This is a genomic window from Pseudomonas sp. LB1P83 (genome assembly GCF_054897885.1).
Genome location: NZ_CM142709.1, coordinates 692503 through 704998, shown reverse-complemented (window position 1 = coordinate 704998; position 12496 = coordinate 692503). Strand labels below are relative to the sequence as shown.

Sequence of the window (12496 nt, the reverse complement as noted above, 5' to 3'; positions counted from 1 at the left end):
TGGTTAGGGATGCGCCAACAGCTCGGTCAATTCACTGACCTGAGCGATTTCGCGCATGTCTTCTGGCATCCCGCGGATGGTCAGCGCCTTGCCGGCCGCCTGTGCATCGCGCATAAAGCACAGCAGCAGGGACAAGCCCACGCTGCTGGACTTCAACACTGCCGAACAATCGACCACCACTTCGGCAGCCTGGCTGGACTTGATCAACGCCTGCCCCTGCTTGCGCAGACCAGGGCCGGTGCGGTAATCCAGCATGCCACTGAGTCGCAGCTCGCCGGTTTCGCTCATGCGAATGGCCGACACACTCATTGGGCTTGCTTCTCAGGGGTTTGACTCTTGCTGGCTTCCTTGGCCTTGGCGACTTCCCCGGCCCAACCGTTGATGGTCTTGTCCAGGTCATTGCCATTGCGCTGCATCGCATCAGCGAACTGATCGCGGAAAAGCTTGCCGATGTTGATACCGTTGATGATCACGTTGCGCAGTTTCCACTCGCCATTGATCTTCTCAAGTGTGTACGACACGGGATAGATCGAGCCGTTGGTGCCTTTGACCGTCATGGCAACGCTGGTACGGTCTCCCGACTCATCCTTGGCAGGATCGACGGTGATGCCCTGATTGTTGTACTCGAGCAAGGCGTTACCATAGAACTGGAACAGACCCTTTTTGAAGTTTTCTTCAAAGGTTTTCATCTGCGCAGGCGTGGCTTTGCGTGAGTACTTGACCGTCATGATGCTTTTGGAAATGCCCTCGGCATCCACGACCGGCCCGACGATGGTGTTCAGCGCCGTGTAAAAGTCTTGCGGGTCCTGCTTGTACTTCTCTTTGTTGGCCGCCAGGTCGGCCAGCAACCGAGTGGTGGTGTCCTGCACGATTTCGTGCGCTGAGGGCGCTGCCACGGCGTTAGCCATCAGCGGCAGGGCCGAGAGTAATACCAACAGGCCACGTCGCAAGGTAGAGATCATTCAAAAGCTCCTCATTTGGCGTCTTTGCTAACGGTATTGAGCAGAAATTTACCGATCAGGTCCTCGAGCACCAGCGACGACTGGGTGTCGTGGATGGTTGAACCATCCTTGAGCAAGGTTTCTTCCCCACCCACGCTGATACCGATGTACTTCTCACCCAACAGGCCAGCGGTCAGGATAGATGCAGTGGAGTCAGTCGGCAGGTTATCTACGCGCTTTTCCAGCTGCATGGTCACTCGACCGGTGAAACTGTCGCGGTCCAGATCGATCGCCGTGACCTTGCCGATGGTCACACCGGCCATGGTCACTTTAGCTCTGACAGTCAAACCGGCGATATTGTCGAAATACGCATAAGTTTTATAAGTATCGGTGGTGGCACTCGGGGACAGGCCACTGACCCGCAACGCTAGCAACAGCAAAGCCAGGATGCCAGCCAGCAAGAAAAGGCCGACACCGATTTCCAGGGTGCGGTTTTGCATCAGAAATCTCCAAACATCAAGGCGGTCAGAATAAAGTCCAGGCCGAGTACAGCCAATGAGGCATACACCACGGTCTTGGTAGTGGCCCGACTGATCCCCTCGGAAGTGGGCTCGCAGTCATAGCCTTGGAATACGGCGATCCAGGTCACGACGAAGGCGAAGACGATGCTTTTGATGATGCCGTTGAGCACATCATCAGTGAACGTCACGCTGTTCTGCATGTTGGACCAGTAGGAACCCTCATAGACACCCAGCCAGTCGACGGCCACCCACGAACCACCCCAGATACCCACCACGCTGAAAATCATCGCCAGCACCGGCAGGGAAATGAAGCCGGCCCACAGGCGCGGGGCAATGATGTATTTGAGCGGGTCGACACCAATCATTTCCAGACTGGACAACTGTTCGGTGGACTTCATGTTGCCGATTTCGGCGGTCAACGCTGAACCTGCGCGCCCGGCGAACAGCAATGCGGTGACCACGGGGCCAAGTTCACGCAACAGCGTCAGTGCAACCATCTGCCCGACCGCCTGCTCCGAACCGTAGCTGGACAGAATGTTGAAGCCTTGCAGCGCCAGCACCATGCCGATGAACACCCCGGAGACCACAATGATCACCAGGGACATCACGCCCACCGAATGCAATTGCTTGATCAGCAGGCCAAAACCGCCGCCGATACCGCCGCGGCCAAGCAAGGCGTGAAAAAGGAAAATCGCCGAACGCCCGAACACCGCCAGCACATCAATGCCGGCATGGCCGAACCGACGCACGCGTTCCAATAGTGAAATCTTGCGCATTAACGCTTCCCCAGAAGATCTGCGCGGTAATCCGTCGCTGGAAAGTGGTATGCGACCGGACCGTCGGGATCGCCGGTCATGAATTGACGAATACGCGGCTCCTGCGAGTTCATCAGCTCCTCGGGAGTGCCCTGCCCCAATACTTGCCCGTCGCCCACCACATAAATGTAATCGGCAATGCTCGCGGTCTCGGCCAGATCGTGGGAGACCACGATACTGGTGATGCCCAGCGCATCGTTGAGCAGACGGATCAGGCGCACCAACACGCCCATGGCGATAGGGTCCTGACCGACAAAGGGTTCGTCATACATAAGGATCTGCGGATCGAGGGCGATCGCCCGCGCCAGCGCGACACGGCGCTTCATGCCACCGGACAGTTCATCGGGCATCAGGTCGATGGCGCCACGCAAGCCCACGGCCTGCAATTTGAGCAGGACGATGTCACGGATCATTTCTTCCGGCAGCTCGGTATGAACGCGCAGCGGAAAGGCGACGTTCTCGAACACATCGAGGTCGGTAAACAGCGCACCGCTCTGGAACAGCACGCCCATGTGCTTGCGCGCATCGAACAGATCACTGCGCGACAACTTCGGCAGGTTCTGGCCATTGACCCAGACCTCGCCCTTGGTAGGCCGCAACTGTGCGCCCATCAATCGCAACAGCGTGGTCTTGCCACACCCGGAAGGCCCCATGATGCCGGTGACCTTGCCGCGCGGGATACGGATATCGACGTTATTGAAAATGCTGCGCGCACCGCGCTTGAAGGACAGTCCCTTCAGCTCGACCGCGTAGGCGTTATCGGCACTCATCTAAACTCCTTGCGATGCAGCCTCACACTCGGACGCCTGGCTTCCTGACGAAAGCACATACCTCCCCGGGCAGGCCGAACTGGCGGCGAACTATATCACTGCAAAGGCCAAGCGCCCAAGGCCCAAGCCCGCCCATGTTCAGCAACATGACAGGCAAAAAGCCTCATTCGGAGGGGATTAGGTAACAGGGAATGACAAAGCGTGACGAACTTGCGTGAGGGTTTTGATCATTACCGCTATAATCGCCGCCTTTTCATCAGGCTATACGATTTCTGACATGAGCCAATCCAGCGACCTGATTCAATCTGCACAACGCACCATCCGCCTCGAACTGGAAGCCGTACAAGGCTTGCTGCCCCATATCGACGCAGATTTCGTACGCGCTTGCGAGATGATTCTGGAGAGCAAAGGCCGCGTGGTCGTGGTCGGCATGGGCAAATCGGGGCACATCGGCAACAAAATCGCCGCCACCCTGGCCAGCACCGGCACCACAGCGTTTTTCGTGCACCCGGCCGAAGCCAGTCACGGCGACATGGGCATGATCACTCGCGACGACATCATCCTGGCCCTGTCGAATTCCGGATCCACCAATGAAATCGTCACCCTGCTGCCCCTGATCAAGCGTCTGGGCATCAAATTGATCAGCATGACCGGCAATCCGGACTCGGCGCTGGCCAAGGCCGCCGAGGTCAACCTCAACGTTCATGTGGAGCACGAAGCCTGCCCGCTGAACCTGGCACCGACCTCGTCGACCACCGCCGCGCTGGTCATGGGCGATGCCCTGGCCGTTGCACTGCTGGAAGCCCGCGGCTTTACCGCTGAAGACTTCGCGTTTTCCCACCCGGGTGGCGCGCTGGGCCGACGCCTGCTGCTGAAGGTTGAAAACGTCATGCACGCCGGTCAAGAGCTGCCGCAGGTTCAGCGCGGCACGCTGCTCAAGGACGCGCTGATGGAAATGACCCGCAAGGGCCTGGGCATGACCGTGATCCTGGAAGCCGACGGCAAACTGGCCGGAATCTTCACCGACGGTGATTTGCGCCGCACACTGGACCGCAGCATCGATATCCACAGCGCCACCATCGATCAGGTCATGACCGCGCACGGCAAAACCGCTCGCGCCGAGATGCTCGCCGCCGAAGCCCTGAAAATCATGGAAGACCACAAGATCAACGCACTGGTCGTGGTCGACAGCGAAGACCGCCCGGTCGGCGCCTTGAACATGCACGATTTGCTGCGTGCGGGAGTAATGTAATGAGCACGGACCTGCTGCAACGCGGCAAACAGATCAAACTCGCGGTGTTCGACGTCGATGGCGTGCTGACCGACGGGCGCCTGTACTTCCTCGAAGACGGCAGCGAATTCAAGACGTTCAGCACCCTCGACGGCCAAGGCATCAAGATGTTGATGGCAGCCGGCGTACAGACAGCTATCATCAGCGGCCGCAAGACCCCGGTGGTCGAACGTCGAGCGAAGAATCTCGGCATTCCTCACCTTTACCAGGGGCGCGAAGACAAACTGGTGGTGCTCGACGAACTTCTGGCTCAGCTCAACCTAAGCTATGAGCAGGTCGCCTATCTGGGCGACGACTTGCCGGACCTGCCGGTGATTCGCCGCGTTGGCCTGGGCATGGCTGTAGCAAACGCCGCCAGCTTCGTGCGTGAACACGCCCATGGCATCACCCAGGCCCGTGGTGGCGAAGGTGCTGCTCGCGAATTCTGTGAATTGATCCTGCGCGCCCAGGGCCGCCTCGATGCGGCCAACGCCGCGTACCTGTGAGCCCATTATGCTGAGCAAAAAGATTCGTAACATCCTGGTGTTCGGTTGCATCGCGGCGCTGTTTGCCGCGGTCGGCTACTGGAACATCAGCCCGGAACGCTTCCTCGACAAACCGGTGGTCAAGGTCGATGAAAGCGCGATCGACTATTACGCCCTCAACGCCCACAGCGTGCAGTACCTGCCGGACGGCAAATTGCAGTACGAAATGACGTCCGACAAGGTCGAACACATGAAAGTGAGCGAGGTGACGTTGCTGACCAACCCTGACCTGAACATGTTCCGCGGCACCGAGTTCCCGTGGCACGTCCAGAGTGAGCACGGCGAAGTCAACCCGGACGGCACTCAGGTCGAGCTGATCGACTCGGTGCGCATCACGCGTTTCGACGAGAAAAACCGCAAAACCCTGATTACCACCACCCGAATGACGGTGTTCCCGCAGCAGCAATATGCGCAGACCGATCAACCCGTTAGAATCGACGGCGCTGGCGGTGTATCGACAGGCAACGGAATGAAAGCGTATTTGAAAGAAAGCAGGATACACCTGCTATCGAACGTAAGAGGACAGTATGAGGCTCGTTAAAACTCTCCCTATTTTGCTCAGTCTGGGCGCAGCACTGGGAAGCGTGAGCGCCTGGGCTCTGCCGGACGATCAACAGCAGCCTATCCGCATTCAGGCCGACGACGCCCAACTGGACGACAAGAACGGCATTGCCACCTATAAAGGTGACGTGATCATCACCCAGGGCTCGATGAAGGTCACCGGCAATACTGTGACCATGACCCGCACCCCAAACGGCGATATCGACGTAGTGACTTCGGTGGGCAACCTCGCCTACTTCGAGCAGCTGCAAACGGCAGGCGATACAAAGCCTGTTCAAGGCTATGGGGTCACTATCCAGTACCACGCCTCGCAAGACCGCGTCGTGCTGATCGACCGCGCCAAAGTCATCGACAAGGACGGCAACGTGACCCAGGGCGAGAAAATCGTCTATGACACCAACAAAAAGCTCGCCAGCGCCGGTCGCGCTACGGGCAGCAAGGTCACCGAGTCGCGTCCGCGGATCGACATGGTGATCCAGCCCAAAAAGAAAACCGAAGAGCAAAAGGCCCCTTAATGGCAACTCTGAAAGCTCAGCATCTGGCCAAGAGCTACAAGAGCCGCCAGGTCGTGCGTGACGTCAGCCTGTCCATCGACAGCGGTCAAATCGTCGGCCTGCTGGGTCCTAACGGCGCCGGCAAGACCACCTGTTTCTACATGATCGTTGGCCTGGTGCAGGCGGATCAGGGTCGCGTATTGATCGACGACCTGGACGTCAGCCACCAGCCGATGCACGGTCGTGCAAAGGCCGGTATCGGCTATCTTCCGCAAGAAGCGTCGATCTTCCGCAAACTGTCGGTGGCCGACAACATCATGGCCATCCTCGAGACCCGCAAGGAACTCGACAAGGCCGATCGTCGCAAAGAGCTGGAAAGCCTGCTGCAGGAATTCCACATCAGCCACATCCGCGACAACCTCGGCATGAGCCTGTCCGGTGGTGAACGTCGCCGTGTGGAAATCGCCCGGGCACTGGCCACCAACCCGAAATTCATTCTGCTCGACGAACCTTTCGCCGGCGTGGACCCGATTTCGGTGGGCGACATCAAACAGATCATCTATCACCTCAAGGCCAAAGGCATTGGCGTGCTGATCACTGACCACAACGTCCGTGAAACCCTGGACATCTGCGAAACCGCCTACATCGTCAACGATGGCCAGCTGATCGCCGAAGGTGACTCCGCCACCATCCTGGCCAACGAACTGGTCAAGGAAGTGTATCTGGGCCATGAGTTCCGCCTTTAAGCACTGAGGTGTCTGGCTGATTGTCCGAGCGCTTTTCTCGATAAAAAATCAATACTTTTTTATTGTTACAGCGCTCTAGGCAAACGCTGCAGTTTCGGGCATATAATTTGCTTATGTTTGGCGCTCCGGCGCCCTGTAGTGGATGGCGCATGTGCGCCGGCGAATAAGGTGTTAAGCCCCTGCCATGAAACCATCGCTAGTCTTGAGAATGGGCCAGCAGCTGACGATGACACCGCAGCTGCAACAGGCCATCCGCCTGCTCCAATTGTCGACCCTGGACCTGCAACAGGAAATCCAGGAGGCCCTGGAGTCCAATCCGATGCTCGAACGCCAGGAAGAAGGCGACGACTTCGATAATGCCGACCCCTTGGCCGACAAAGCCGAACAGCTACCCAACGCCGATGTTTCGGAACCCTCCTACCAGGAAACCGCCCCCACGGTGGATAACCTCGAGGAAGGTGACTGGAACGAGCGCATTCCCAACGAACTGCCCGTCGATACCGCGTGGGAAGACGTCTACCAGACCAGCGCCAGCAGCCTGCCGAGCAACGATGACGACGAGTGGGATTTCACCACCCGTACATCGGCCGGTGAAAGCCTGCAAAGCCATTTGCTGTGGCAACTGAACCTGGCACCGATGTCCGACACCGATCGCCTGATCGCCGTGACCCTGATCGACTGCATCAACAATCAGGGCTACCTGGACGAAACCCTCGAGGAAATTCTCGAGGCCTTCGATCCGGAACTGGACATCGAACTGGACGAAATCGAAGCCGTCCTGCACCGCATCCAGCAATTCGAACCGGCCGGCATTGGCGCCCGCAACCTGGGCGAATGCCTGCTGCTGCAACTGCGCCAACTGCCCGCCAAGACGCCTTGGTTGGCCGAAGCCAAGCGTCTGGTCAGCGACTACATCGACCTGCTCGGCAGCCGCGACTACAGCCAGCTGATGCGCCGCATGAAGCTCAAGGAAGATGAACTGCGCCAGGTGATCGAGCTGGTGCAGAGCCTCAACCCTCGTCCGGGCTCGCAGATCGAGTCCAGCGAGGCCGAGTACGTAGTTCCTGACGTGATCGTGCGCAAGGATAACGAACGCTGGCTGGTCGAACTGAACCAGGAATCGGTGCCACGGCTGCGGGTCAACGCCCAGTACGCCGGTTTTGTGCGCCGCGCCGATACCAGCGCCGACAACACCTTCATGCGCAATCAGTTGCAAGAGGCCCGCTGGTTTATCAAGAGCCTGCAAAGCCGCAACGAAACCCTGATGAAAGTAGCCACCCAGATTGTCGAGCATCAGCGCGGCTTCCTGGAATACGGTGACGAAGCGATGAAACCGCTGGTGCTGCATGACATCGCCGAAGCGGTGGGGATGCATGAGTCGACGATTTCGCGGGTGACCACGCAGAAATTCATGCATACCCCTCGGGGCATATATGAACTGAAATACTTTTTCTCCAGCCACGTCAGCACCTCCGAAGGCGGTGAATGCTCGTCCACAGCGATCCGCGCGATCATCAAAAAACTGGTTGCGGCGGAAAATCAGAAAAAGCCGTTGAGTGACAGCAAGATCGCTGGTTTACTGGAGGCACAAGGCATTCAGGTGGCTCGCCGCACCGTCGCCAAGTACCGCGAATCCCTCGGGATCGCGCCTTCGAGCGAACGCAAGCGGTTGATGTAGGGCCACGCCACAGCGTTCCAGTGGTAGATCATCTGATCTACCGCTTTATGCACTGGCAACGAAGGAGAAGCTGTATGCAAGTCAACATCAGTGGACACCAACTGGAAGTGACCGAACCTCTTCGCACCTACATCGGCGAAAAACTCGAACGATTGGAGCGACATTTCGACAAGATCACCAACGTGCAGGTCACGATGACGGTCGAAAAGCTGAAGCAGAAAATCGAAGCCACGCTGCATATTCCCGGGAATGAAGTGGTCGCCAACGCGGAACATACCGATATGTACGCGGCGATCGACGCACTCACCGACAAGCTGGATAAACAACTCAAAAAGCATAAGGAAAAGACCCAGAGCCTCCTCCAAGGCGCGACCGGTCGTTAACACTCCCAACCCATGATCCGACTTGAAAGCATCCTGACCCCCGGCCGTTCCCTCGTGAACGTGCCGGGCGGCAGCAAAAAGAAAGCCCTCGAGCAAATTGCCAACCTTATCCATAAAGAAGTCCCGGATCTGGAGATGCAAGATGTCTTCGAGGCTCTGATCGCCCGTGAAAAACTTGGCTCGACCGGTTTTGGTAACGGCATCGCCATTCCCCACTGTCGTCTCAAGGGTTGTAACTCGCCCATCAGTGCCTTGATGCACCTCGACGCCCCCATCGATTTCGACGCCATCGACGGCGCTCCGGTTGACCTGCTGTTCGTTTTGCTGGTCCCGCAAGCCGCCACCGATGCGCACCTGGAGCTACTGCGCCAGATCGCCAGCATGCTCGATCGCAAGGAAGTGCGCGAAAAACTGCGCAGCGCCCCGAGCAATGAAGCCTTGTATCAGGTTGTCCTGGACGAGCAAAACGGTCAGTAATCATGCGATTGATCATTGTCAGTGGCCGTTCCGGCTCAGGTAAAAGCACCGCCCTCGATGTTCTCGAGGACAACGGTTACTACTGCATCGACAACCTGCCCGCCGGATTGCTGCCGGAACTGGCCGAACGCGCGCTGATTCATACCGAGCTGGCACAACCGCTGGTCGCTGTATCCATTGATGCGCGCAACCTGCCGAGTCATCTATCGCGGTTCCCGGAGTTGCTGGAAGAAGTCCGCAGCCGGCATATCAAATGCGATGTGCTGTATCTGGACGCCGACGAAGAAACGCTGCTCAAACGTTTTTCGGAAACGCGCCGCCGCCACCCACTGAGCAACGCCAATCGTTCATTGGCCGAAGCGATTCAGGACGAAAGCAATCTGCTGGGCCCCATCGCTGATCTGGCCGACCTCAAAGTCAACACCACCAACCTGAACCTGTATCAGCTGCGCGATACCATCAAGCTACGCCTGCTCAATCAACCCGAGCCTGGCACTGCGTTCCTGGTGGAGTCTTTCGGGTTCAAGCGTGGCATGCCGGTGGATGCGGACGTGGTGTTCGATGTGCGCTGCCTGCCCAACCCTTACTGGAAGCCAGAATTGCGCGCCCAGTCGGGGCTTGATCAACCGGTGGCCGAATACCTGGCGGCGCAACCGGACGTCGAAGAGATGTTCCAGGACATTTCCACGTACCTGCTCAAGTGGTTGCCGCGCTTTGCCGCCAGCAACCGCGCTTATGTCACCATTGCCATTGGCTGCACCGGCGGGCATCACCGCTCCGTCTACCTGACCGAACGTCTGGGCCAGGTCCTGCAACAATCCCTGAAGAACGTCCAGGTTCGCCACCGCGACCTCAGCTAAAGGATTCACATCGCGATGCCTGCTCTGGAAATCGAAATCATCAACAAGCTGGGCCTGCATGCCCGCGCTTCGGCAAAATTCGTTGGCGTTGCCGGTGAGTTCAAGGACTGCATGATCAGGGTAGGACGCACGCCGGAATCCACGGTCGATGGCAAAAGCATCATGGCAATGATGATGCTCGCCGCCGGCAAGGGCACCAAAATCTACCTGAGTACTGAAGGTCATCAGGAACAGGAAGCGCTGGATGCGCTGGTGGCATTGATCAACAACTACTTCGACGAAGGCGAGTAACCCCGCAGCTCTTTGTAGCAGCTGGCGAAGCCTGCGTTCGGCTGCGAAGCCGTCGTAAATCCGGAATACACGATTTACTTGATAGACCGCGGTGGCTGATTTTACGACTGCTTCGCAGCCGAACGCAGGCTTCGCCAGCTGCTATTACACATTCCGCGCCAGACTCTAGGCCAAGGCCGTATCCATCACCATCATCAAACAAAACCCGATCAGCAGCCCAAGGCTCGCCAGCTTGTCATGACCATTGCGTCGCGACTCGGGAATGACTTCATGGGTGACCACCAGCAGCATCGCCCCCGCCGCCAGCGCCAATCCCAACGGCAACAGCAATTCGGCCAGGCTCACCAGCCAGGCGCACAACAGCGCGAAGACCGGCTCGACCAGACCTGATGCGGCACCGATCAGGAACGCCTTGACCCGCGACATCCCCGCCCCTGACAGCACCAGCGCGATCACCAGACCTTCCGGCACATCCTGCAACGCAATGCCCATCGCCAGGCTGTCAGCATCCGGCATTCCACCACCGGCCGAGACTCCGACCGCCATGCCTTCAGGAATGTTGTGGGCAATGATGGCAAACACAAACAACCAGATCCGTGGCGGGATGACCGGCCGTTCCAGCGTACCGACGAGCATTTCCGGGGAGGCGCCGGACACCTTTCGGTCCACCAGAAACAACCCTAACGCGCCAAGCATGATACCGAAGCTGATCAGGCCGCTGGACGCCCAGGGTGTCAGACCCAGGCTTTCAGCAGCGGAGATACCCGGCACGATCAGCGAAAACGCCGTCGCCGCCAGCATCACCCCAGCGCCGAAACCGAGTAGCGTATCGCTGACCGCCTGCGGCATCCGCCGAATCACCAGCACCGGCACTGCGCCCAACGCAGTGCCCAAGGCACAAATCGCCCCGCCCTGTAGCGCGCGCAGCAGTTTGGGTTCGAGGTCCAGCCACGCCAGGCCATGGGCGACCAACAACGTCATGCCCGCCAGTAGCAACAGCGATCCCAATGCGTAACGAAACATTCGCCCGCTTCCGATCACCAGTGTTTCAGTGCCCATAGTCAGCCTTGGATTGTTTTTTTATAGAGGACTTAAACCAGCGCAGCCTGATAACGCGCAGCGACTTCGGGCCAATTAATGACGTTGTAGAACGCATTGATGTATTCAGGACGGCGATTCTGGTATTGCAGGTAATAAGCGTGCTCCCAGACATCCAGGCCGAGGATCGGCGTATTGCCATTCATCAACGGGCTGTCCTGGTTACCGCTACTTTCCACAATCAGGATCTTTTGCGGAGTCACGCTTAGCCAGGCCCAGCCACTGCCAAAGCGGGTCAGCGCGGCTTTGGTGAAGGCCTCCTTGAAACTGTCCAGACCACCCAATTGCTCATCAATCGCCCTCCCCAGCGCACCTTCAGGTTTGCCACCACCGTGAGGCGCCATCACCTCCCAGAACAGCGAATGGTTGGCATGGCCGCCGCCCTGATTGATCACCGCCGCGCGCAGTTTTTCCGGCAGTTGCTGGACACTGGCGACCAGTTTTTCCACCGACCACTCAGCAAATTCGGTGCCTTCGACCGCGGCGTTCAGGTTGTTGATGTAAGTCTGGTGGTGCTTGGTGTAGTGGATCTCCATGGTCTGCGCATCGATGTGCGGTTCCAGGGCATCGTAAGCGTAAGGCAAGGCAGGCAAGGTAAAAGCCATTTCAATGGACTCCATGATGTAGAGGCGCAGGCGATGCGGTATCGGTGTGCAGCAAACGGTGTGTGCGCGGGTATTCGCCATGCTCGCTGATGAAATTCAGCAGCTCGACATAGGTTTTGCTGCTTTGACGCAACGCGGCTTCGCGCAGGGCCGGGGCCAGGCGCGGGTCCTGCATGGTTTGCAATAACCGCTGATGGATCGCGCACAAGTATTCGGCGCTCTCTTCCGGCTGGTTAAGACGCAAATGCAGGTCTGCCAGGTTGTGGTGGGAAATCACGCAGGCCGCCACCGCTTCGTCGGCATCCGCCCAGCGCTCGAACAACACCTGGGCCAGGGCCAAGGCCTGCAAGTAAGCCTCGCGGGCATCGACAAGTTCGCCCAGCATGAAATGGCGATTAGCCCTTTCGATCGTGCGTTTCCAGTGCTCCATGGTGAGCCTCC

Annotated in this window: 18 protein-coding genes; 10 read left to right on the top strand and 8 right to left on the bottom strand. The window is 58.3% G+C overall.

Annotation, left to right across the window (positions count from 1 at the left end; translation table 11 throughout):
• Positions 1–3 precede the first annotated feature (3 nt).
• From ACYZTY_RS03060 to ACYZTY_RS03040, 5 genes are read right to left on the bottom strand one after another with little or no spacing between them, the layout of a single operon-like run.
• A complete protein-coding gene (locus ACYZTY_RS03060) occupies positions 4–309 on the bottom strand; it encodes an STAS domain-containing protein (protein ID WP_461957249.1) in 306 nt (101 codons plus the stop codon).
• Positions 306–962, bottom strand: a complete 657-nt coding sequence (locus tag ACYZTY_RS03055) for an MlaC/ttg2D family ABC transporter substrate-binding protein (RefSeq protein WP_461957248.1) — start codon at positions 960–962, stop codon at positions 306–308. Before ACYZTY_RS03055 ends, ACYZTY_RS03060 begins: the two co-directional genes overlap by 4 nt.
• An 11-nt stretch (positions 963–973) precedes the next feature.
• Positions 974–1441: an outer membrane lipid asymmetry maintenance protein MlaD gene (gene mlaD, locus ACYZTY_RS03050; protein ID WP_131061201.1), complete on the bottom strand. Its 468-nt coding sequence runs from the start codon at positions 1439–1441 to the stop codon at positions 974–976.
• A complete protein-coding gene (gene mlaE, locus ACYZTY_RS03045) occupies positions 1441–2238 on the bottom strand; it encodes a lipid asymmetry maintenance ABC transporter permease subunit MlaE (protein ID WP_010463310.1) in 798 nt (265 codons plus the stop codon). Before mlaE ends, mlaD begins: the two co-directional genes overlap by 1 nt.
• On the bottom strand, positions 2238–3047 hold the full coding sequence (locus tag ACYZTY_RS03040) for an ATP-binding cassette domain-containing protein (protein ID WP_131061203.1): 810 nt from the start codon (positions 3045–3047) through the stop codon (positions 2238–2240). Before ACYZTY_RS03040 ends, mlaE begins: the two co-directional genes overlap by 1 nt.
• 277 nt (positions 3048–3324) lie before the next feature.
• Between ACYZTY_RS03040 and ACYZTY_RS03035 the strand changes: the two genes are divergently transcribed.
• From ACYZTY_RS03035 to ACYZTY_RS02990, 10 genes are all read left to right on the top strand, one after another.
• Entirely contained in the window at positions 3325–4299 is a 975-nt protein-coding gene (locus ACYZTY_RS03035; protein WP_461957247.1) for a KpsF/GutQ family sugar-phosphate isomerase, read from the top strand.
• Positions 4299–4823 carry a KdsC family phosphatase gene (locus ACYZTY_RS03030; RefSeq protein WP_461957246.1) on the top strand — a complete coding sequence of 175 codons (525 nt, stop codon included), beginning with the start codon at positions 4299–4301 and terminating at the stop codon, positions 4821–4823. Before ACYZTY_RS03035 ends, ACYZTY_RS03030 begins: the two co-directional genes overlap by 1 nt.
• A 7-nt stretch (positions 4824–4830) precedes the next feature.
• Positions 4831–5403 (top strand): LPS export ABC transporter periplasmic protein LptC, encoded by a 573-nt coding sequence (lptC, locus tag ACYZTY_RS03025; protein WP_461957245.1) that lies wholly within the window; start codon positions 4831–4833, stop codon positions 5401–5403.
• Positions 5390–5938, top strand: coding sequence for a lipopolysaccharide transport periplasmic protein LptA (gene lptA, locus ACYZTY_RS03020; RefSeq protein ID WP_461957244.1), 549 nt, complete (start codon positions 5390–5392; stop codon positions 5936–5938). The genes lptC and lptA overlap by 14 nt, the downstream gene beginning before the upstream one ends.
• Positions 5938–6663, top strand: coding sequence for an LPS export ABC transporter ATP-binding protein (gene lptB / locus ACYZTY_RS03015; protein ID WP_109627985.1), 726 nt, complete (start codon positions 5938–5940; stop codon positions 6661–6663). The genes lptA and lptB overlap by 1 nt, the downstream gene beginning before the upstream one ends.
• Before the next feature lie 184 nt (positions 6664–6847).
• Positions 6848–8341: an RNA polymerase factor sigma-54 gene (locus ACYZTY_RS03010; RefSeq protein ID WP_401356199.1), complete on the top strand. Its 1494-nt coding sequence runs from the start codon at positions 6848–6850 to the stop codon at positions 8339–8341.
• 74 nt (positions 8342–8415) lie between these two features.
• Positions 8416–8724 (top strand): ribosome hibernation-promoting factor, HPF/YfiA family, encoded by a 309-nt coding sequence (gene hpf / locus ACYZTY_RS03005; protein ID WP_007941242.1) that lies wholly within the window; start codon positions 8416–8418, stop codon positions 8722–8724.
• Between the two features lie 12 nt (positions 8725–8736).
• Positions 8737–9201, top strand: a complete 465-nt coding sequence (gene ptsN, locus ACYZTY_RS03000; protein WP_131061210.1) for a PTS IIA-like nitrogen regulatory protein PtsN — start codon at positions 8737–8739, stop codon at positions 9199–9201.
• Positions 9202–9203: 2 nt separating this feature from the next.
• On the top strand, positions 9204–10061 hold the full coding sequence (gene rapZ, locus ACYZTY_RS02995; RefSeq protein WP_461957243.1) for an RNase adapter RapZ: 858 nt from the start codon (positions 9204–9206) through the stop codon (positions 10059–10061).
• 15 nt (positions 10062–10076) lie between these two features.
• Positions 10077–10352 (top strand): HPr family phosphocarrier protein, encoded by a 276-nt coding sequence (locus tag ACYZTY_RS02990; protein WP_461957242.1) that lies wholly within the window; start codon positions 10077–10079, stop codon positions 10350–10352.
• 165 nt (positions 10353–10517) lie between these two features.
• Here the strand turns inward: ACYZTY_RS02990 and ACYZTY_RS02985 are convergent, their stop codons facing one another.
• The 3 genes from ACYZTY_RS02985 to ACYZTY_RS02975 are packed head-to-tail and all read right to left on the bottom strand — an operon-like array spanning position 10518 to position 12485.
• Positions 10518–11411 (bottom strand): ZIP family metal transporter, encoded by an 894-nt coding sequence (locus ACYZTY_RS02985; RefSeq protein ID WP_461957241.1) that lies wholly within the window; start codon positions 11409–11411, stop codon positions 10518–10520.
• 32 nt (positions 11412–11443) lie between these two features.
• Positions 11444–12055 (bottom strand): superoxide dismutase, encoded by a 612-nt coding sequence (locus ACYZTY_RS02980; protein WP_461957240.1) that lies wholly within the window; start codon positions 12053–12055, stop codon positions 11444–11446.
• 1 nt (position 12056) lies between these two features.
• Positions 12057–12485 (bottom strand): hypothetical protein, encoded by a 429-nt coding sequence (locus ACYZTY_RS02975; protein ID WP_131061215.1) that lies wholly within the window; start codon positions 12483–12485, stop codon positions 12057–12059.
• Positions 12486–12496: the final 11 nt, after the last annotated feature.